Source organism: Microvirga subterranea (assembly GCF_003350535.1).
Classification (GTDB): Bacteria; Pseudomonadota; Alphaproteobacteria; order Rhizobiales; family Beijerinckiaceae; genus Microvirga; species Microvirga subterranea.
On record NZ_QQBB01000006.1, the window covers coordinates 107,067 to 127,826 of the forward strand.

Consider the following 20,760-nt stretch of genomic DNA (forward strand, 5'->3'; position numbering starts at 1 on the left):
ACCGAGGGTCGCGACAGCCTCTGCTGTTCGAAATCCGTCTCCAATCCAGGAAAACCGTCATGAAATTCGGGAAGCTTCTCAGCATCGCTCTTCTCTCCGGAACGTTCGCCATCGGCTCCGCGATGGCGCAGGACCGAACTGTGAAGATCGCTGTGGAAGGCGCCTATGCGCCATGGAACTTCACGGGAGCGGGCGGCAAGCTCGAGGGCTTCGAAATCGATCTTGCGAACGATCTTTGCGCGCGGATGAGGGTAAAGTGCGAGATCGTTGCGCAGGATTGGGACGGCATGATCCCGGCCCTGAATGCCAAGAAGTTTGATGCGATCATGGATGCCATGACCATCACGGACGAGCGCCGCAAGGTTATCGACTTCAGCGACCGCTACGCCGACTCCCCGAACGGCTTCCTTGTCGCAGCCGACTCCCCGCTCGCCAAAATGCCGGGCACGGGACAATCCTATAATCTCTCCAGCCAACCCGTGGAGGCTGAAAAGGCTATCGAGGTCATCAAGCCTCTGCTGAAAGGCAAGACCATTGGTGTGCAGGTCTCAACCATCCAATCCGCTTTCGCCGACAAGTACCTGAAGGACAGCGCGGACATTCGCGAGTACAAGACCGTTGAACAGCATGATCTCGACCTCGCAGCCGGTCGCTTGGATGCAGTCTTTGCGGGCGCGACACAGATCATGGGCACGCTCGAAAAGCCCGAGTTCAAAACTGGGTACGCGCTTGTCGGCCCCTCCCTTACCGGAGGAGTGCTCGGTGGCGGCATCGGCATCGGCTTGCGCAAAGACGATGCCGAGTTGAAGGCGAAGTTCAACGATGCCATCCAGGCTGCCATCAAGGACGGCACTGCAAAGACCCTGTCGACGAAATGGTTCAAGGTCGATGTGACGCCGCAGGGCTAGCGCATCCGTCCTCGGTGTTCCGGTGAGCTGACGGTACAGGACGGTCAAATCCACGTTTCCGTCTGATGCGCGAGCGGCCCGAACATATGCCTGGATGGGACAGAGATCCACCAGGCTCGGCCCTATCCGGCTGGCCGCAAGATCGCCGTCGCATGTACTGGCCCTTGAAGCGCTGTGCCAAGTGTCGGAGGAAAGGTCGCACTGTGAGCGCCTGAGAACTCGCTATGCAGTCGCGCGGGTGGATGATGAGCTCACCGTCGTCCCGAGCGGCCCATTCCTCAGAGCGAGACGCCAAACCGGCCCGCAGCCGAGCGTATATGACTTTGCATTGCCGCTTCGGCTTTGTCAGGATCCTGGCTGGCTATACTCGCCAGAATGGCCTCATGCTCACGAACCGTTTCACTCAGGCGGTCGAGTTGCGCCATGGGAAGTCGTTGACTTTCGACGAGCATTTCGCGGACCGGCCGGTACATGGCGGCGAGAACCGGATTTCCGGAGACCTCAAAGATCATGTCGTGGAACTCCGTGTCGTTGACGGCGAGGTTGATCACGTCGCCCGCCTCGAAGGCGCTTCGCATGGCGTCGGTGCACCGTCTCAGACGTTCCTCGGCGGGTTTGTCGATGCGACCGGCTGCAAGCCTCGCAGCGTATCCTTCCAATCCGAGGCGTGCCTCGTAAACATCGGCCGGCGTGCAGTGATCCGAGTAGCGCCACAGCGGCCGACGAGCACCGGTTTTTGCGACGAACACGCCGCTGCCCACCCGTACCGTCACAAGACCCATGGTCTCGAGCACCGTCAGTGCCTCCCGCACTGACGGCCGACTTACACCGAGCTGCTCCGCCAGCTCCCGCTGGGATGGCAGACGTTGGCCGGCCTTAAGGCCGCCTTTCAGGATCAGGCGTTGAATATGTTCAGCAATGCCGCGCGGCACGGGAGTACGATCGGCGAGCTCTAGTTCCGACAGGTTCATTGGATTACTCGTCATCTGCCGTCCCCACTTCATTCTCACACCGAGCGCTCGTGGCGCGTCGAGTTTTGGGTGCGGGCCTCATTTTTTGAGCAACTCCCGGCCACATTTTTCATCACCTGACGCTCGTGATTAGCCTTGACCATGCGTCAGGATGGCTGCACGATCAACCGGCCAGATTGGTAAGACCAGTTTGGCCAATATGACCGGCCGAAGCAAGCATTGGAAGAGCCGGCTACCAGATGGCAGCAGCGAACCGTTCGTCGGCCATGGGTCCGACGCGTAAGATGGAGGACCAGATGTCAGCGAAATTTACCCGACGCGGCGCGATCGTCGCAACTTTATCCGCCACGTTGGCTATGTCGGCAGGGACGATGGCCTCTGCTGCCGACATGAAGGTCGGAGCGAACGTCGGCAACGTTCCATGGGAGTTCCAAAACGAGAAGGGCGAGATCGTCGGTTTCGAAGTCGACCTCGCCAAGGAAGTCGGCAAGCGCCTGAACATGAACGTGTCCTTCATCAACATTCCGTTCAACGGACTGTTTGCTGCGGTCCAGTCGGGTCAGGTCGATGCCGCCGTATCCTCGATCACCATCACGAAGAAGCGTCTTGAGTCAGTATCCTTCGCCCAGCCATATTACGACAGCGACCAGTCGCTGGCCGTGCGAGCCAACTCAGGCATCAAGAATCTGGAAGGTATGGCGGGCAAGGTAGCCGCAGTCGATACGGGCTCGACCGGTGACATGTGGTCGACGCAGAACCAGCAGAAGTACAAATTCTCGGATATTCGGCGCTACGAGGGCCTGGCTCCCGCGATGCTTGACCTCGCTGCGGGCCGCATCGATGGCTATGTCAGCGACATCCCGGCCGTCCAGTACTACATCAAGGATAAGCCTATGTATCAGGTGGTCGAGCGCATCCCGACCGGCGAGCAGTATTCGATGATGTTCGCGAAGAACAGCCCACTGGCGGAAAAGGTCAATGCTGAGATCACGAAGATGAAGCAGGACGGGACCCTGGCGAAGATCCACGAGCAGTGGTTCGGCGCCAAGGCGGAGCCGAACTCGGCAACCGTCAAGGTCATGGAGATGCCCAAGCTCTGACGGGCAACTCTCCCCGAGCGCTTGGCATTCGTGCCGGGCGCTCGGCATGGTCACGAATGTTGAGGCGCTGCCTGTCATGTCAATCTTCGACACCTTCCTGAACTGGAAGGTCTTCGTCCAAACCCTTCCGCTCCTGCTGTCGGGCCTGACCACCACCCTGACCCTGGGAGTGACGGCCATCGTCCTGGGCTTCATTGGCGGCCTGATTCTTGCGTTGCTCCGGCTCTACGCCAGCTCACCCCTCAGGCAGATCGCCGTCGCCTATATCGACATTTTCCGCTCCATCCCGATCCTGGTTCTGCTCGTCGTCATCTACTATGCATTGCCGTTCGTGGGGCTGCGGCTTTCCCCCTTCGGAGCTGCGGCCTCTGCTCTGAGCCTCGTTTCCGCCGCTTATTCCGCGGAGATCTTCCGGGCCGGCATCGAGGCCGTTCCGCGGGGTCAGTTCGAGGCTGCCCGCGCCTTGGGTCTAAGCCCGTGGCGGCGAATGAGCGACGTGGTGCTGCCGCAGGCGCTTCGGATCGTAATCCCGCCGATCACGTCCAATTCCATCAACGTGATGAAGGACACGGCCCTCGCATCCGTGGTGGCGATGCCGGACCTGCTCAAGCAGGCGACGCAGGCGCAGGCGCTGGCGGCGAACCCGACGCCCCTCATCAGCGCCGCGATCATCTACATCCTGATCCTGATGCCGCTCGTGCGCCTCGTCGGGGTCTTCGAGAAGCGACTCGCGGTGAGGGGACGATGATGCGCCCGATTATCGAGATGAAGAACGTCGTCAAGTCGTTCGGAGTCTTCAAGGCGCTGCATGGCGTCGACCTCAGGGTAGGAGAGGGCGAGATCGTGGTCGTCATCGGTCCCTCCGGCTCGGGCAAGTCAACCCTGATCCGCTGCATCAACCAGCTTGAGGAGCACAACGACGGCGAGATCATCGTCGACGGGGCGGAGGTTGGCCGCGGCCGCAAGAGCACCGTGCTCACCGAGGTCGGAATGGTGTTCCAGAGCTTCAACCTCTTTCCGCATATGACCGTGCTCCGCAATGTCGCGCTCGGACCCGTCCGCGTGCGCGGCCTGTCTTGGGGGGCAGCGGAGGAGCGTGCCCAACGCCTTCTGACCCGCGTCGGGCTGGAGGACCATGTGGAAAAATATCCAGCCCAACTCTCGGGCGGGCAGCAGCAGCGCGTCGGAATCGCCCGGGCTCTGGCCATGGAGCCGAAGGTCCTGCTCTTCGACGAGCCGACCTCGGCATTGGATCCAGAGATGGTGGGCGAGGTCTTGGATGTGATGCAGCAGCTTGCCAAGACGGGTGTCACCATGGTCGTCGTGACCCACGAGATGGGATTCGCCCGCAAGGTCGCCGACCGTGTGGTGTTCATGGACGGAGGGCGTATCGTCGAGGAAGGACCTCCCGACGAGATCTTCAATTCGCCACGCGACCCGCGCCTCAGAAGCTTCCTTCAGGCCGTCCTGTCCCATTAGGCGTACACATCCGTGCAGACTCTGCTACCAAAGCGATTGACGCCGTCAGCCTTCAGTCCGTTCGGCGAGGTGCTGTTCTTCGACCCTGAACGCAGCCGTTCGGTCAACGATGGACGGGCACTGCGCTTCGATACCGACACTCGCTTCGACCACGCATCGCCGGATGGAGAGCCTGTCCTTGCTGTCTACCGGGCCAGCGGTGGGCCACTGCCGATGCGGCTCTTGACCTTCGAGCGGCATCCTCTGTCTTCGCAGACGTTCGTCGCTCTTTCTGCTGAGCGGTTCCTGATCGTTGTCGCTCCTGAGGATCGAGCCGGGCTGCCCGACCTCGAGCGTGCCGAAGCGTTCGTCGGAGATCGGTACGAGGGGGTCAACTACGCCCGCAACCTTTGGCACGCGCCGATCGCGGCGATTGGCGCCGACGGCGACTTTCTCATGTTTATGTGGGAAAGCGGCTCCTCCGAAGACTGCGTTTTCCATCACCTCCACGAGCCGCTTGTCGTCGGCTCGATTCAACCGTCCGCAGAATAGGTGCTCCATGTCCCTTGATCTCGCCTTCGTCCGCTCCCAGTTTCCCGCCTTGGCAGACGGCTTCGCCTATTTCGACAATGCTGGCGGTTCCCTCGTCCTGCGCAATGTTGCCGAACGCATCTCGGATTATCTCCTGACCACGAGCGTGCAGACCGGCGCCGGCTACGAGCACTCGCAACGGGCCACGAGCCGGCTCATGGAAGCTCGCGCCAAGATCGCGCGCCTGCTCGGCGCGGAACGACCGGAAGAAATCGTGCTGGGGCCTTCGACCACTGTCCTCGCCCAGTTCCTGTCACGGGCCATGGAAGGTCGCCTCAAGCCAGGTGACGAGATCGTCGTCACGAATTTCGATCACGAATCCAATATCGGTCCATGGCGCTCGCTGGAGAAGCGCGGCATCGTCATCAAGGAATGGTCCATCGACCGCGACAGCTACGAGATCAACCTGGATGAACTCGACCGCCTGATGAGCGAACGGACCCGGCTCGTAGCCGTGACCCATGCGTCAAATATCCTGGGCACCATCAACCCCGTCAAGGAGATCGCGCGCCGCGTGCACGAGCGCGGCGCCGAAATCGTCGTCGACGCCGTTGCCTATGCTCCCCACCGGGCAGTGAACGTGAGCGATCTCGACGTCGATTACTACATCTTCAGCTTCTACAAGACCTACGGACCCCACTTCGCCGTGATGTACGGCAAGTACGAAAAGCTGCTCGAACTCGACGGGCTCTACCACTACTTCTACGGTCGCGAGAAGGTGCCGATGAAGCTCGAGCCCGGGAACACCAACTACGAGCTTGCCTGGGGTTCGGCTGGCATCGTGGACTATATCGACTCCCTCGGCGGTAGTACCGGCGACCGGGCTGCCATTGACCGCGCCTTCGGCAAGATCGCGGCGCACGAGACCCTTCTGGGAGAAAAGCTGCTCGCCTACCTGAGGGATCGCAACGATGTGCGCATCGTCGGGCGCCGCGACAGCGCTACGGATCGCCGCGTGCCGACCATCGCGTTCAAGGTGGATGGACGCGACTCGGCCGAGATCGTGCGTTCCACCGAAGCCGACAGGATCGGCATCCGCTTTGGGGATTTTCACTCCCGGCGGCTGATCGAGCATTTGGGTCTCGCCAATGGCAATGGCGTGGTGCGCGTCTCGATGGTGCACTACAATACGCCAGAGGAGGTCGATCGGCTGATCGGAAGCCTCGACCGAGCGCTTGCCTGAGGAGGACGGAGATGGAGATCGATCTCGCGATCCGCGGCGGCACCGTTGTCACCGCCTCCGACACGTTCCGCTGCGATGTGGGCATTAGGGGCGAGCGCATCGTTACGCTCGGCGAAAACCTTCGCGCCAAGCGGGAGATCGATGCTACCGGGCTCCTCGTGCTGCCTGGGGGCATTGACAGCCATGTTCACATCGCTCAGCCATCCGGGCCCGGGGTTGTGATGGCGGACGACTTCGCCTCTGCCACGGCCTCGGCCGCGGCCGGCGGCAACACGACGGTTCTTCCCTTCGCGCTCCAGCAGCGCGGCACGTCCCTGCGGGCCTGTGTCGAGGAATATCGGCGGAAGGCCGAAAACGAGTGCTATGTCGACACGGCCTTCCACCTGATCATATCCGATCCGACGCCCGAGGTTCTGGGGCAGGAACTCCCCGCCCTGCTCAAGGATGGCTATACGTCGTTCAAGGTTTTCATGACCTATGACGATCTCGTGCTGAAGGATCGCGAGCTTCTCGATGTATTCGAGATCGCGCGTCGGGAGCGCGCCCTCGTGATGGTTCACGCCGAAGGATATGATGCGATCCGCTACATGACCGAGCGCCTCGAACGCGAGGGCCGGATCGCTCCCTATTACCATGCGGTTTCCCGTCCCGAGAGCGTGGAGCGTGAGGCCACGCATCGGGCGATCAGCCATGCGGAACTCGTCGACGTGCCGATCATGATCGTGCATGTGTCCGGCCGCGAGGCGATGGAGCAGATCCGCTGGGCCCAGTCCCGCGGCCTCAAGGTCTATGCCGAGACGTGTCCGCAATACATCACGCTCACCGCCGAGGACCTGCAAGGTCCGAACATGGACATGAGCGGTGCGAAATACGTCTGCTCGCCACCGCCACGGGATGTCGAGAGCCAGGCGGCCATCTGGGAGGGGCTGCGCAGCGGCGTGTTCCAGACCTTTTCGTCAGATCATTGCCCGTTTCGCTACGATAGCCCCTCCGGCAAGCTCCACCCGAACGCAAAGTCCTCCTTCCGCTGGGTGCCGAACGGCATCCCCGGTGTTGAGACCCGCCTGCCGATCCTGTTTTCGGAGGGCGTCTCCAAGGGGCGGATCTCCCTCAACCGCTTCGTGGAGCTGACGGCGACCAACCACGCCAAGATTTACGGCCTCTATCCGCGCAAGGGCTCCATCGGGGTCGGCTTCGACGCGGACATCGTGCTCTGGGATCCTAACCGGCGCGAGGTCATCCGCCAGGAGATCCTCCACCACGGCGCCGATTACACGCCCTGGGAAGGATTTGAGGTCACCGGTTGGCCGGTGACGACGCTGCTGCGCGGCCAGGTCGTGGCCGAGGGTGGACGTATCGTCGGCGCCAAAGGGGCTGGTCGCATCCTGGCCCGAGACGTCTCAGCCTATGCAGCGCCCGCCGGCACCTGAAGGCGGCGGTGACGTCCGCAACAGGAGGTATTGCCGTCTAGCGTGTTTCAACTTCGTCAGGCTCTCCCAAGTGCGGGCAGAACTGTCGAAATCTCTGAGATCATACTGGGTCGCGCCATTCCCCTAGATCCCAGTAGAGGCCCGTCATCAAGCGCAGCCCGTCGTGAAGGATATCCAGCGGCAGGTGCTCGTCGGGGCCGTGCTGCGAGCAGCCCGGATAGGAATGCGGAACCCAGATGGTGCGCAGGCCGAGAACGTCGGAGAAAATGTCATTCGGCAGGGTTCCGCCGAGATTTGGCAGGATGACAGGCTTTTGCTTCGACGTGCGTTCGATCGAGGCAGCGGTGAACCGGACCCAGTCATCCTCCGGATCAAGCCGAGTAGCGTGCGAGATCCCATCCACCTCCGCCACTGTCACCATGGGAAAGCCATGACGGTCGAGATGGCGGCGGAGGGCAGGCACGATGTCGTCCGGGTCGATGCCGACCACGAAGCGGAGCTGGCAGCGCGCCCAGGCACGAGGCGGCACGGCGTTCACGGGCGTCGCAGGATCCCCGGCCTCCAGGGCGAGCACGTCAAAGGAACACCAGCCGAAAACCTGCTCTGCGGGCGATAGTCCAGGCTCGCCCCATGCGCGGTCGATGACGGGCCCGTCAGGACCAGCCTCGACCACGCATTCCGAAAGAGCGCGGCGCACGCTGGCGGGGATGTCCCGCGGCACCCATGCGTCGATCTGGATGCGCCCGGTCGGCGACACGATCGTGCTGAGCGCATGTGCAAGCTGAATCGCAGGGTCCGACAGTAGACCTCCCCAATTGCCCGAATGATGGCCGCCACTGCGCGCCTCGATCGTCAAGTCGAAGGTTGCGACGCCGCGCGTGCCCAGGAAGAGCGTCGGCCGCTCGCGCGCAAGACGTGGCCCATCCGACGCGATCAGCGCATCGGCTCTCAGAAGGGCCTTGTGCTGCGTACAGAGTTCCCGCAGGCCGGGCGAACCGACCTCTTCGCCCATTTCGATGAGGAACTTCGCATTGAAGCCGAGCTTGCCGCGGGTTTGCAGAATGGCATCCAGGGCCGCGATATTGATCGCATGTTGCCCCTTGTTGTCAGCGACGCCACGGCCGTACCACCTGTCGTCGACTTCCGTCAGGACCCATGGTGACAGGCCTCTGCTCCAGCTCGAATCCAGCCCCCTGACCACGTCGCCATGGCCATATCCGAGGATCGTCGGCAGCTCCTCCCCTTCAATCCGCTCGGCGAACAGGAAGGGCGCTTGTGCGGCCGGATGCGCCAACCGAGTGCATGTGAAGCCCAGACTTTCGAGCATCGGCCTGATCCCGACTTCGAGATATTCCGCCAGCACGCGGCTCCTCTCCGGGTTCTGGCTCTCCGTCGGCATTGCGATCAGGCGTGCGAGCTCGGTCTTGAAAACTCCGGACGCCACAAAGTCCTCGGCGCGCTCAATAGCCGCTTCACGGGTCATGTCGTAAACGGCTCCTCCTGCCGGTGTCGACGCAGTTCCACTGTGCTTGCGAATCCACCGTTCGACCATGGCGAATCGTCGGTCTGATGTTATCAAGCTACGGGATGCGTGTCCCGAGTAAGGCGCGTCAACATTCAAGAGGGAGTCGGCATCGATGCATCGGTTGGAGGAGATTGAGATCCTGCAAGGCAGCTTCGGCACCAGCCGCCGTCTGCAGGTCCACCGCTTCGGCGAGGAAACGGCAGGGCCGAAGGTCTACATCCAGGCATCGCTGCATGCGGACGAGACGCCTGCGATGCTCGCAGCCCATCATCTGCTCCAGCGCTTGATCGCGGCTGACCGGGCGGGGGAAGTGCTCGGCCAGATCGTCATCGTTCCGTTCGCCAATCCGATCGGATTAGCGCAGCGGATGCTGAACATGCACCTCGGACGCGGCGACCTCGGGGGCGGCGGAAACTTCAACCGAAACTTTCCGGACATCGCGCCGGCGCTGATCGAGCGGCTCAAAGGGCGGCTGGGATCGGATGCTGCCGAGAACGACCGGGTCGTCCGCGCTGCCTTGCGCGAGGCCTCAGCCGACCTGAAGCCTCACTCGGAGCTCTCGGCGCTTCGCATCAAGCTCCTGCAGCTCGCGATTGACGCGGATATCGTGCTGGACCTGCACTGCCACTTCGAGGGCATCACTTATCTCTACTGCAACGGAGCGGGTTGGCCGGGCGCGCAGGATCTCTCCGCACAGGTTCAGAGCCATGCCACGCTGATCGCGACCGGAGGTGGGGGCGGAAGCTTCGACGAATCCTGCGACCTTCCCTGGGTGCGCATCAAGGAGGCCTATCCGGAGGTCCCGCTCAATCACGGTTGCCTCTCAGTGACGCTGGAGTATCGCGGCCAAGCGGATGTCAGCGACGAGCTCGCGGCCTTCGACGCGGATGCCCTGGTGCGGTTCATGCAGCGGCGCGGCGTGCTTGCGGGCGATCCCGGCCCTCTCCCGGACGCCTTGTGCGAAGGCACCCCGGTCGATGCGGTCGATCATGTGCGAGCGCCCGTGCCCGGCATCATCGTGCACAAGGTCGCCCTTGGCGATAAAGTCAAGGAAGGACAGGTCGTGGCGGAGATCGTCTCGCCCGAGGCGCCGCTCGACAGCCCCCGCACGATCCTGCGCGCCCGCACCGATGGGGTGGTCTTTGGCAGGCTCTTCTCGCGGATCGCCCGTCCCGGCACCGCCTTTCTGTCCATCGCCGGAACCGACCCGGCCAAGGTGCCGGACAATCTCGGCGATCCCTATCCCTGAGCCAACGATGGAGCCCCGCTCGCCACAGGGCCCCACTGCCTCAGATCCCCGCCTGTTCCTTGCACCACCGGGCGACCTGTTCGTGGGTCGCGAACCAGCACTGTCCCTTTGCCTTCGTATGGGTGATGAGGCGGCGCAGGATTCCGATCCGGCTCCGGTGCCCGATGACATCCGGATGCATAGTCAGGACATAGAGGCCCTTCTCCTCCCAGGCTTCATCGAACTCTGCCTTGAAGATCTCCTCGACGGCCGAGGGGGCCGTATAGGGGCGAAGGCCCGAGAAGCGCTCCATCACCAGATAGGCCGCGTCGTCCCTGATCCATTCGGGCGGCAGTTCGACGACACCGGTCGACTCGCCGTTGGAGAGAAGCTCGTAGGGATCGTCGTCCGCCATGAGGCTCGAGTCGTACAAAAGCCTCATCTCCCGGATGATCTCCAGGGTATTGGGCGAGAAGTCCCAACTGGCGGTGCGCATGCCGACGGGATCACGTCCGCTGATCTCTGACAGTTTCTCGGCGGCCCGGAAGCTGAGCTCGCGTTCCTTTTGATAGGGCAGAAGATTGTTGCGCTCGTGAATCCAAGAATGGATGGCGATCTCATGGCCTTCGCCCGCAATGCCCCGCACCTCGTCGGGATAGAGCATCGCCGAAACGGCCGGATAGAAGAATGTTGCAGGGATTTCCTCTTTCTCAAGGATCGCGCGGATGCGCGGCACGCCGCGCCGCGAGCCGTACTGCCCTTGGCTGATCATCATCGGGCTCTCGAGTCCATCGCGCAGCGGGATCGTGTCGTGGTCCGCATCGAAGGAGAGCGCGACGGCGCAGCGGGCGCCGTTCGGCCATTGGGCGGGCGTCAGGTCGCGGCCGGCGCGCGCACGCTCGACGATCCGGCGCCATGTCGGCTCCGGCCAGTCGTAGGGTTCTCCGTCGGGATGCGGCTTCCTGTCTGTCATGGGATCCTCATGTATCCGTTCAATGATCGCCGCGACATTTCTAAGCTGCTATGCCCTACGAGACCAGCGCCTCCGAGACAGCGCCATGTCTCGAAAAACCATGTCTACTTTTCCGTCCGATCATCTAACGTAGGGACCGGGGCCTTGGGTCGGATCGATGGTCCGGCGCATCTCCCATGAACCGGAGTGGCATTCCTCGCTCCGCCAAAAAACATCTCTCGGGTAGGATCGCATGAAGAATTCGAAGTTCATCAGGACCGTGGCGCCGGTTCTTGCACTTGTGGCGCTGCTCGGACAGCCGGCTGCGGCGAAGGAGTGGACGCAGATCACCATTGGTGTCGAGGGGGCCTTCCCGCCCTATAATTTGACTGCGGCCGACGGCAAGGTCGTCGGCTACGACATCGATGTCGCCAACGAGGTCTGCAAACGGGCCAACCTCAAATGTCAGATCGTGGCGCAGGACTGGGATAGCCAGGTTCCAAGTCTGCTCGCCGGGAAGTTCGATGCCGTTTTGACGATGGGGCCGAACCCGAAGCGGCGCGAGGTCATGGATTTCACCGTGCCTTACGCGCGCACGTCGAACACCTTCGGCGTTCTCAAATCCTCGCCCCTCGCCAAGCTTCCGAAAACCGGCGAGGCCATGTCGACGAACGATAAGGCGGCCTGGGAGCCGGTTCTCAAGGACATCCAGGCGGCCCTCAAGGGCAAGACCATCGGTGTGCCGCTGTCCACGAGCCAGCAGCAGTTCATTGAGGAAACCTTCAAGGACACGGTCACGGTGAAGACTTACAAGTCTTCCGAGCAGCATACCCTGGACCTCATTGCGGGCCGAATCGATGCCGTGTTCGACAATATCGTCTACCTCCGGGATGCGGTTTCGCGCCCGGGCAACGAGGAGGTCGCGATGGCCGGCCCGCTCCTGACGGGCGGCATCATGGCGACAGATACCTGCATCGGTCTGCGCAAGGGCGAGGACGATCTGAAGGCAAAGCTCGACCCGGCCATTCAGTCGATGATCGCTGACGGCACGATGAAGACGCTCTCCGAGAAGTGGTTCAAGTTCGACGTGAGCCCGAAATAGGGCAATTGGGGGCGGGGGGCAGCGCAGCCTCCCGCCGCTTGCCGGGTCGAGTTCACCTTACTGGTCTTCGGATCGTTCAGGGTTCGGCCATATCGCCATCCTGTTGCCGGTTCGCCTAACACGCCTTGGCTACGATGCCTTCGCTGTCGGCATCATCTCGACCGCGACACTATAGGCTCCGCTCGAGGCCGTTCGGCAGTGAGATCCAGATGACGGTTTGCGCCTCCGGGGAATGGCGTGACAGATGGCCCCTGCCGTGGGTGTCCTCCACCAGCACGAAGCTCCCCGCCTGAACGTGGCGCACCTCTCCGTCGCTCGTTTCGTATTCTACCGAACCGTCCAGCCTGACCGTCAGCACCGGTTCCGGGACCGTATGCCAAGCAACCTCGCGCATGCCCGCTGGAATGTGGGTGATGCGGACGCGGGACGCCGGATAGCTGCCCGTCACGTCGAACGGCACGGCATCGGGGTGCACCGTCCTCTTTGTCGTCGGCAATTCGAGTTCGTCGAAATGCGATTCGCCATCCGGGGTGGCATAGATGCGCAGGCACTTCATTGCGGCTGGGTCCTTCTAACTTTACGGACTAGGACGAAACCGTTTCACAAACGGCTGATCGGAAATCACGCTTTCAGTTCGGGCGTGAGCAAGGGAGCCTCGCCTCCACTTCGGGGCAAGGAACCCGGACGTAAGCGCATCCAGGGAGCGACCATCGGAGGTTCGTAGGCGACCACGCATCGGTCCACCTTCAATCGGCATCATCCTCAGTCCAAGAGCGCAGGACGATGGGAGCGACGCCGGGTGCGACGTCGCAATGGAGGCGGGAACGGCTGCTCCTGGCACGTTCTGGAAGTGCACCGAATTCCTGCAATGGTCCACGAGCAAACCTTCATTTGGTTTACCCAGTATTACAATCATAACTCAGTTCGACATCGACCATATTCAACTTGCTGCGCCACCGACGATCAGCATGAGTCGTCTCGCATTGTTCCCATCCGATCCTTCGCGCTGCTGAAAAGAGGTCGGGCAGGATGATAGCTGGACCTGTCGGATAGGAGGCCGTCCCAAAGGTCCGACGGTTGGGCCGGCAGCACTCGACCAGCCGCGAGAGCGCCAGCGCCCGCAACCTTCCCCCTCGCGCTCGATCCTGAAGCGGATCCACACAGTTGCGTGAGGCCAGACCGATCCGCGGAACCGTGGTTCTGCCGAAGCGTCTGTAGGAATGTCGCCCTGTATTCCTACGTGAAGGACTTTTCCCTATGCGTCTAATCAGTGTGCTTGCAGCGTCCTTGCTTGGCACTCTCACGCTCGGAGCCGGTTGGGCGAAGGCTGACGTGCTGATCACCGTCGACAAGAGCGCCCAACGCATGTCGATCTCCGTGGATGGCAAGCCGCGCTACGCCTGGTCCGTGTCGACCGGCAAGGCAGGTCACGAGACGCCGGTTGGTACCTTCTCCCCATCCCGCCTGGTGAAGGATCACGCCTCCAAGGAGTGGGACAACTCGCCCATGCCGCACTCGATCTTCTTCACCCACCGCGGCCATGCCATCCACGGCAGCAATGCAATCCGCAGCCTGGGGCGGCCCGCTTCGCATGGTTGCGTCCGGCTTGCGCCGGCGAACGCCGCAAAGCTGTTTGCCTTGGTCCGCAGCGAGGGAATGCAAAACACAAGGATCGTGATCCAAGGGCATGAGACGAGGAAGACCGCTGCCCGGACGGTCAAGCGGGATCGGCCCAAGATCCGACCGGCCGAACCGATGTCGGTTGGGGCGGGCTATTCCAGCCGCAAACCGGATCGCCGTGACGCCTTGCGCCCCGCACCGGCCTATAATGGGTACGGAGGCCCGGTGAACACGCAGGCTATCTATGACTGGCGATGAGCCGAACGTGGGACCCCATCTGGGGTATCGACCGTCGCCTTTGCCAGCCGGGGCCGAACCTCTGACATCTCGCGATCGGGACGTGAGGTCAGCAGGACGTCTGTGACAGCGGACACATGCGGAACGGCATAGGACGTGCCCATCTTGCGGGGCCGAGTTCCTAGTGGTCGTGACCTGGCTGCTCGCGGATCAGGCGGGAAGACGAACGCCTCCGAGGACCGAAGGGGATGGGACTGCTGATCATCAGCACCGGCATCTCATTCGCGAGCAGGTGGCCAAGACTACGCCTGCAGACTTGCGCCATGAGCTCACTGTCCATCTCGACACCACCGATACGGAGGTCGATGCGAGCTTGTGGCTTTGGCCGTCGACGGCCGCGGTTCACATGCCTTCAGGCTTTCATCCGCGAGCCAGGACGCTTCCCGCCTGCTTCCGCCTTTTGGGCCGAGCTCTCCTCGACGGTTGGGTACACGCCAGCCAGCACCTGATCGAAGTGGCGGCGCAGGGCGTTGTTGCAGCCGCACGACAAGGCATCCAGGCGGTCCGGATCCGCGATCCGAACGCCACCCCTGCGCGTCTCCAGCAGGTGCCGCCGCTTCAGGGACTGTATGACCCGGCTGACGTAGCTTCGACCGACCCCCATCATGGCGGCCAACTGCTCCTGCGTCAGCGGGATGTCGTGATCCCCGGTCCGGTCGATCGCCGCCAGCAGCCATTTGACCGTGCGCTGCTCGATCGTGTGGACCGCATTGCACGCCACCGATTGAAACACCTGCGCCAGCATGCAATCGGCATAGCGGGCGAACAGGTGCCGCAGGCTCGGCGATCGGGTCTCGAACTCCTCGAGATCTGCGGTCGAGAGGCGCAGGAACGGGCCTGGAAACTGAACCTCGGAGCGGGCAAAGGCCGGCAGGCGCCCTTGGCTCACGATCCCACCGACCGCTCCTTCTCGTCCGATCAGGGCCGTCTCAACCGTAAGGCCGTCCTCGAGTTCGACCACGAACGAGACCAGACTGGGCCCACAAGGGAAGTAGACGAACCTGACCTCATCTCCCGGCTGGTACAGCTTGGCTCCAGCGTCGCCTTCCCACTCCTGGAGCGACGGTGCCACGATGGCCAAGTCTTCCGGCTTGAGTGCGCTCAAAAGATTGTTGTCGGCAATCCGCTCCCTGAGGCGGTCCGTGGCCTTGGGAATGTGCATGAAGGCTGCCTTTCCTTTTCCTCCTAGATCTTCACCACGTCCAACGCGACCGCGCTGCTTCCGTTCAAATGTGCGCTTAAACCGTTCATGTGTTCACAAGTGGACAGACATCCTCAGTCTCTCGTGTCTACAAGAGCACACAAGCCATTATCCAAGATCCTGGTCGAGCTGCCATCGGAGTGCCTTGCCCGTGGGGTGGACTTCCGATGGCCGAAGGTCAAACAGGATGAAGCGGAAGGGCAATCCGGCACTACATGCGGTGTCGCGCCTGGACCGAAATCCACGCACACAAGGACCGCCCATGACGCTTCCGTCGCATTCCGATGCCGCCCCTGTTCCGACCGGCGTCCCTGGCCTGGACAATATTCTCGCCGGCGGGTATGCGGCCAACCGGGCTCACCTCATCGAGGGGCGACCGGGCTCCGGCAAGACAACGCTGGGAATGCAATTCCTCATGGCTGGCGCCCAGCTGGGCGAGACCTGCCTGTACATCACCCTGTCCGAGAGCAGGCGGGAACTCCTCTCCGTTGCATCTCGCCATGGCTGGGATGTGAGCGGCATCGAGATCTGCGAGCTGGTGCCGCCGGAATTGAGCCTCGATCCGCAACAGCAGCAGAGCCTCGTCCACTCGTCCGACCTGGAACTCGGCGAGACGGTGCGCATGGCCCTGGCGGAGATCGAGCGGGTCAAGCCGAGCCGGGTCGTGTTCGACTCGCTCTCGGAAATCCGGCTCCTGTCACAGGGCTCCCTGCGCTATCGGCGGCAGGTGCTGGCCTTGAAGAGCTATTTCCTGCTCAACAATGCGACCGTCCTCATGCTCGACGACCTGACGTCCGAGCAGGACGATCTCAACCTGCACTCGATCAGCCATGCGGTCATCCGTCTCGAGCAGGTCGTGCCCGCTTACGGATCGGAGCGGCGCCGGCTCAGCGTTACGAAGATGCGCGGCACCGCCTTCCGGGGCGGCTACCATGATCTCGTCATCCAACGTGGTGGCCTGCGGATCTTCCCGCGTCTCGTGGCCTCCGATCACCACACTGCATTCTCCTTCGAGGCCATTCCGAGCGGTATCGGGGAACTCGACGAGATTCTGGGCGGCGGGTTGAGCCGCGGGACGAGCACCCTCGTCATCGGCCCGTCGGGAGCAGGCAAGTCCACCCTGGCCTTGGCCTATCTCTGGGCCGAGCTGGAGCGGGGAGAGCCTGCCCTCATGATCAGCTTCGACGAGACGATCGGCATCCTGATGCAACGGGCGAAGGGTGTCGGCTTCGACTTGGCGCCTCATGCCGAATCCGGGCGTCTGCGTATTGAGCAGATTGATCCCGCCGATGTCTCGCCGGGTGAACTCTCCCATAGGGTCCGGGAGGCGGTCGAGGAGGGAGGGGCGAAGGTGGTCGTGATCGACAGCCTCACCGGGTATCTGAATGCGATGCCGGAGCAACCCTTCATTGTGCTCCAGATGCACGAGTTGCTCACGTATCTGAACCAGCAAGGCGTGGTGACGATCCTGATCCTGGCGCAGCACGGCATGGTCGGCCAGATGGTCTCGCCGATCGATCTGACCTATCTGAGCGATGCGGTTGTGCTTCTCCGCTTCTTCGAGGCGAACGGCCGCATCCTCAGGGCGTTATCGGTGGTGAAGCGGCGTACGGGCGCGCACGAAGACACGATCCGCGAGTTTAGGATCGACAGCCGGGGCTTGCGCGTTGGTGATCCGCTGAAGCAGTTCCGGGGTGTGTTGACGGGCGTACCGACGTTCGAGGGCCAGCGCGCCTCGCTCCTTGAGGAGCGTGAGACCGACAATGACGCAGGCCGATGAGGTGTCCGCGCTGATCCTTGCCCCGCAGGGGCGGGATGGCATGGTGGCAGCGGCCATTCTCGGCGAAGTCGGAATCAAGGGCGGGATCTGCCCCAACCTTGAGATGCTTGTCGCGGGCTTGGATGCGGCTGACTGTGCGGTGATCACCGAGGAGGCGCTGCTCAGCGCCGACCGGCGGGAGCTTGCCGTGTGGGTCGAAAGACAGCCGCCCTGGTCCGACTTTCCGTTCATCCTGCTCACCAATCGCGGCGGCTCGCCCGTCGAGCACCTGACCGAGTTGCTCGGGAACGTTACGGTGCTGGAGCGTCCGTTCCACCCGGCTGTGTTGGTGAACGCCGTAAGGTCGGCCCTGCGAGCGCGCCAGCGGCAACGGGAAGTGGAGGCGCACCTCAAGGAGCGGCAGCGGACGCACGAGCGTCAGGCGCTGCTGATCCGCGAACTGCATCACCGGGTCAAGAACACCCTTGCGACGGTCCAGGGCCTGCTCGGGGCTACGGCACGCTCCACACGCTCGGTCGACGAATTCTACCACTCGTTTGCGGACCGGATCGTTTCGCTCGCCAAGACCCACAACCTCCTGACAGAGGATTACTGGCAGACGGCGCCGCTGATCGGGATGTTCAGGAATGAGCTGGCCCATTACGACGACGGCGCGATGCGGCGGATCACACTGGACGGGCCGCCCGTGGAGCTTTCGGCCGATCTGGCCGTGCCGATCGGCATGGCCGTCCATGAGCTGACCACGAACGCCGCCAAGCACGGGGCCCTCTCGGCCCCGGGTGGGCAGGTGTCGGTGGCTTGGAAGGTTCGCGAGCTGGAAACCGGACGTCGGCTTGCCATCTCCTGGGTGGAGCGCGGCGGTCCGCCCGTCGAGAGGCCCAGCCGCAAGGGCTTCGGCTCCACGCTGCTGCATCGCGTTCTGACCCATCAGTGCCACGCGACGATCAACATGGCCTATGACCCAGAGGGACTGTCCTGCCACATGGATATCCCGCTTGTCGAAGAGCGGCTTGTGCCGGAGTACTGATGAAACTGACAACGCGGGCAGCGGGCTTCACCGCGACCGCATGCTGTCCGTGCGTTGCTTGGCGCACTCGCCTTGGCGTGTCATCGGCGCGGCAATCGTTCCGCAACGGCGTGGATACTGCCTTCGAGGCCCGGTTGGTGGCGCTATCCACTACGCACAATCTACTTACGCGCGCACCCCGGGAGGGGGCCGAGCTGACGGAAATCGCCGCTACGGCGGCCTCGCCCTAGTCGGCGTCCTGGTTCAGCGCGGCTGATTCGGCGGTGTCTCGGACGCCCGCGCTCACCTTGCGGGCCCAGAGTGCAGGATCTGGATCGGTGGCGGATTCCTCGCCAATCAGGCGATAGACCTCGCCGGCGATGGCAGCGACCTGACTTTGGGTCAGAGCAGGGGGCGCCGAGCTGGGTGCCGCGGCTGGCTGCCCCGCTGCCGCGAGGCTGGCCCACTCGGCATCGGCATCGGCCACACGATGGCGGTCGCGGGCGATGTGGGTGTGCAGGGAGTCTTTATCTCGGTCGTGCCGACCAGCGGCCTCAGGCAGGCCGGGACACGGCGGGTCGAACTGTAGCGAGCACCATGTGAAGCACGTGTGTGTCGCGAATGTAGGCGGTGCCTAGACCTGAAGAAATCCTGCGAGAGGCGATGGTGCTGCCAGAGAGGATCGAACTCTCGACCTCTCCCTTACCAAGGGAGTGCTCTACCACTGAGCTACGGCAGCGCGCCAACGAGGAGGGCCGCTTACTGCCACAGCCCGGCCTCATGTGCAAGCATCCAGAGCGATCTTTCTTCGCTTTATTCGGCCGCTTGGGCTTTTGGCTGCAGAGGCAGCTTGAGGGCGGTCCAGACCTCAACGAGGGCGGCCGCCAGCGCGTTGATGTGCTCGTCGGTGTGGAGCGGTCCGGGCGTGATGCGCAGGCGCTCCGTGCCGCGCGGCACGGTCGGGTAGTTGATCGGCTGGATGTAGATGCCGTGCCTCTCCAGCAGGCGGTCCGAGGCTGCCTTGCAGGCCTCGGCGTTGCCGACCATCACGGGCACGATATGGGTGACCGTATCCATGACGGGAATCCCGACCCCGGCCAGCACGGCCTTGGTCCGGGCGACCTGGCGCTGGTGCTTCTGGCGCTCGGCGCCCGAAGCCTTCAGGTGGCGGATCGAGGCCGTCGCGGCGGCGGCGACCGCCGGGGGCAGGGCGGTGGTGAAGATGAACCCCGGAGCGAAGCTGCGAATCGCGTCCATAACGGCCTTGGTGCCGGTGAGATACCCGCCCATGACCCCAAAGGCCTTGCCCAGCGTGCCCTCGATCACGTCGACCCGGTGCATGGCGCCATCACGCTCGGCGATGCCGCCGCCGCGCGGGCCGTACATGCCGACCGCATGGACTTCGTCGAGATAGGTCATGGCGTTGTAGCGCTCTGCCAGGTCGCAGATCGCATGGATCGGGGCGATGTCCCCGTCCATGGAATAGACGCTCTCGAACACGATGAGCTTCGGCCGGTCGCCGGCCGCCTTGAGGAGTTCCTCAAGATGGTCGAGGTCGTTGTGGCGGAAGATCACCTTGTCGCAGCCCGACTGGCGCACGCCCTCGATCATCGAGTTGTGATTGAGGGCATCCGAGAGGATCAGGCAGTCCGGGATGAGCTTGGCGAGGGTCGAAATGCCGGTCTGATTCGACACGTAGCCCGAGGTGAAGACGAGGCCCGCCTCCTTGCCGTGCAGATCCGCCAGCTCGGCCTCCAGCTCGACGATGGGATGGCTGTTGCCTGAAATATTGCGGGTGCCGCCGGCGCCGGTTCCGAGGCGCCAGGCCGTCTCGACCATGGCCCGGGTCACGTCGCGGCTCTGGCCCATGCCGAGATAGTCGTTCGAGCACCAGACGGTGATCTTGCGCGTGCCTTCGGGGCTGTGCCAGAGCGCGGTCGGGAACTGGCCCGCGATGCGCTCGATATCGGCGAAAACGCGGTAACGGCGCTCCTCCTGAAGACGCTCGAGGGCTGCCGTAAAGAAGTTCTGGTAATTCATCATCTCACCGGAGGGGCCATACAACACCCCATCGAATTATGGCTTATTATGCCAGACGGCATTGATCCGGGTCAAAACCTGGGACTGGCATATTCTGGTTGAGGGGCGGCTGCGAACCCTTTATCTCGTCATGGCGACGATGGGTCGCGTGAAACATGTCCGATACGAAATCGCAAGACAAAGCCGAACGGCTCAAGGCGGCTTTGAAAGAGAACCTGAAACGGCGTAAGGCTCAGGCCCGGGGACGACAGGCGGCAAAGTCGTCTGGAACCGAAAGCGGGAGCTTGAGCGTTTCCGGCGAGCGCGACAAGGCGTCCGACTAGTCCGGGCGGGCTGTCCAACGCATAGCTCTACGAACCAACCACAAG

General features: G+C 62.9%; 20 protein-coding genes and 1 tRNA gene. 14 read left to right on the forward strand and 7 right to left on the reverse strand.

Annotated elements, in window-relative coordinates; all coding sequences use genetic code 11:
• Nucleotides 1-59 precede the first annotated feature (59 nt).
• Entirely contained in the window at nt 60-908 is an 849-nt protein-coding gene (locus DES45_RS15970; protein ID WP_114771023.1) for a lysine/arginine/ornithine ABC transporter substrate-binding protein, read from the forward strand.
• A 278-nt stretch (nt 909-1,186) separates the two neighbouring features.
• On the opposite strand, the gene DES45_RS15975 is transcribed toward DES45_RS15970, so the two are convergent.
• Nucleotides 1,187-1,879 (reverse strand): FadR/GntR family transcriptional regulator, encoded by a 693-nt coding sequence (locus DES45_RS15975; protein ID WP_170151528.1) that lies wholly within the window; start codon nt 1,877-1,879, stop codon nt 1,187-1,189.
• Nucleotides 1,880-2,235: 356 nt separating this feature from the next.
• Between DES45_RS15975 and DES45_RS15980 the strand changes: the two genes are divergently transcribed.
• The 6 genes from DES45_RS15980 (at nt 2,236) to hydA (ending at nt 7,641) form a co-directional block, all read left to right on the forward strand.
• Nucleotides 2,236-2,979, forward strand: a complete 744-nt coding sequence (locus DES45_RS15980; RefSeq protein ID WP_170151545.1) for a transporter substrate-binding domain-containing protein — start codon at nt 2,236-2,238, stop codon at nt 2,977-2,979.
• A gap of 76 nt (nt 2,980-3,055) precedes the next feature.
• A complete protein-coding gene (locus tag DES45_RS15985; RefSeq protein ID WP_114771300.1) occupies nt 3,056-3,727 on the forward strand; it encodes an amino acid ABC transporter permease in 672 nt (223 codons plus the stop codon).
• A complete protein-coding gene (locus DES45_RS15990) occupies nt 3,727-4,458 on the forward strand; it encodes an amino acid ABC transporter ATP-binding protein (RefSeq protein WP_170151546.1) in 732 nt (243 codons plus the stop codon). The genes DES45_RS15985 and DES45_RS15990 overlap by 1 nt, the downstream gene beginning before the upstream one ends.
• A 12-nt stretch (nt 4,459-4,470) precedes the next feature.
• A complete protein-coding gene (locus DES45_RS15995) occupies nt 4,471-4,989 on the forward strand; it encodes an ureidoglycolate lyase (RefSeq protein ID WP_114771026.1) in 519 nt (172 codons plus the stop codon).
• A 7-nt stretch (nt 4,990-4,996) separates the two neighbouring features.
• Nucleotides 4,997-6,211 (forward strand): cysteine desulfurase-like protein, encoded by a 1,215-nt coding sequence (locus DES45_RS16000; protein ID WP_114771027.1) that lies wholly within the window; start codon nt 4,997-4,999, stop codon nt 6,209-6,211.
• An 11-nt stretch (nt 6,212-6,222) separates the two neighbouring features.
• Nucleotides 6,223-7,641 (forward strand): dihydropyrimidinase, encoded by a 1,419-nt coding sequence (gene hydA, locus DES45_RS16005; protein WP_114771028.1) that lies wholly within the window; start codon nt 6,223-6,225, stop codon nt 7,639-7,641.
• Nucleotides 7,642-7,741: 100 nt separating this feature from the next.
• Here hydA and DES45_RS16010 read toward each other — a convergent pair whose 3' ends face one another.
• A complete protein-coding gene (locus tag DES45_RS16010; protein WP_114771029.1) occupies nt 7,742-9,124 on the reverse strand; it encodes a M20 family metallopeptidase in 1,383 nt (460 codons plus the stop codon).
• A 154-nt stretch (nt 9,125-9,278) separates the two neighbouring features.
• On the opposite strand from DES45_RS16010, the gene DES45_RS16015 reads away from it, so the two are divergent.
• Entirely contained in the window at nt 9,279-10,415 is a 1,137-nt protein-coding gene (locus tag DES45_RS16015; protein WP_114771030.1) for a succinylglutamate desuccinylase/aspartoacylase family protein, read from the forward strand.
• Nucleotides 10,416-10,455: 40 nt separating this feature from the next.
• Here DES45_RS16015 and DES45_RS16020 read toward each other — a convergent pair whose 3' ends face one another.
• The gene (locus tag DES45_RS16020; RefSeq protein WP_114771031.1) at nt 10,456-11,367 is read right to left on the reverse strand and encodes a polysaccharide deacetylase family protein; all 912 of its coding nucleotides are present in this window, start codon (nt 11,365-11,367) and stop codon (nt 10,456-10,458) included.
• Between the two features lie 232 nt (nt 11,368-11,599).
• On the opposite strand from DES45_RS16020, the gene DES45_RS16025 reads away from it, so the two are divergent.
• A complete protein-coding gene (locus DES45_RS16025; RefSeq protein ID WP_114771032.1) occupies nt 11,600-12,448 on the forward strand; it encodes a transporter substrate-binding domain-containing protein in 849 nt (282 codons plus the stop codon).
• Nucleotides 12,449-12,617: 169 nt separating this feature from the next.
• Here DES45_RS16025 and DES45_RS16030 read toward each other — a convergent pair whose 3' ends face one another.
• Nucleotides 12,618-13,004: a cupin domain-containing protein gene (locus DES45_RS16030; protein WP_114771033.1), complete on the reverse strand. Its 387-nt coding sequence runs from the start codon at nt 13,002-13,004 to the stop codon at nt 12,618-12,620.
• A gap of 776 nt (nt 13,005-13,780) precedes the next feature.
• Between DES45_RS16030 and DES45_RS26220 the strand changes: the two genes are divergently transcribed.
• A complete protein-coding gene (locus DES45_RS26220; protein ID WP_342633532.1) occupies nt 13,781-14,326 on the forward strand; it encodes a L,D-transpeptidase in 546 nt (181 codons plus the stop codon).
• A 391-nt stretch (nt 14,327-14,717) separates the two neighbouring features.
• On the opposite strand, the gene DES45_RS16040 is transcribed toward DES45_RS26220, so the two are convergent.
• Nucleotides 14,718-15,527 (reverse strand): Crp/Fnr family transcriptional regulator, encoded by an 810-nt coding sequence (locus DES45_RS16040; RefSeq protein ID WP_114771035.1) that lies wholly within the window; start codon nt 15,525-15,527, stop codon nt 14,718-14,720.
• Nucleotides 15,528-15,828: 301 nt separating this feature from the next.
• Here DES45_RS16040 and DES45_RS16045 point away from each other — a divergent pair, with 301 nt between their 5' ends.
• The 3 genes from DES45_RS16045 to DES45_RS26345 are packed head-to-tail and all read left to right on the forward strand — an operon-like array spanning nt 15,829 to nt 18,603.
• The gene (locus tag DES45_RS16045; RefSeq protein WP_114771036.1) at nt 15,829-17,346 is read left to right on the forward strand and encodes an ATPase domain-containing protein; all 1,518 of its coding nucleotides are present in this window, start codon (nt 15,829-15,831) and stop codon (nt 17,344-17,346) included.
• Nucleotides 17,330-18,373 (forward strand): sensor histidine kinase, encoded by a 1,044-nt coding sequence (locus DES45_RS16050; protein ID WP_114771037.1) that lies wholly within the window; start codon nt 17,330-17,332, stop codon nt 18,371-18,373. The genes DES45_RS16045 and DES45_RS16050 overlap by 17 nt, the downstream gene beginning before the upstream one ends.
• Entirely contained in the window at nt 18,373-18,603 is a 231-nt protein-coding gene (locus DES45_RS26345) for an HWE histidine kinase domain-containing protein (RefSeq protein ID WP_114771038.1), read from the forward strand. The genes DES45_RS16050 and DES45_RS26345 overlap by 1 nt, the downstream gene beginning before the upstream one ends.
• Nucleotides 18,604-19,016: 413 nt before the next feature.
• Here the strand turns inward: DES45_RS26345 and DES45_RS16065 are convergent.
• Both DES45_RS16065 and hemA read right to left on the reverse strand, forming a co-directional pair.
• Nucleotides 19,017-19,091 (reverse strand) — tRNA-Thr (locus DES45_RS16065).
• Between the two features lie 74 nt (nt 19,092-19,165).
• On the reverse strand, nt 19,166-20,392 hold the full coding sequence (hemA, locus tag DES45_RS16070) for a 5-aminolevulinate synthase (protein WP_114771301.1): 1,227 nt from the start codon (nt 20,390-20,392) through the stop codon (nt 19,166-19,168).
• 155 nt (nt 20,393-20,547) lie between these two features.
• Here hemA and DES45_RS25395 point away from each other — a divergent pair, with 155 nt between their 5' ends.
• Nucleotides 20,548-20,715 (forward strand): hypothetical protein, encoded by a 168-nt coding sequence (locus tag DES45_RS25395; RefSeq protein ID WP_173947925.1) that lies wholly within the window; start codon nt 20,548-20,550, stop codon nt 20,713-20,715.
• Nucleotides 20,716-20,760: the final 45 nt, after the last annotated feature.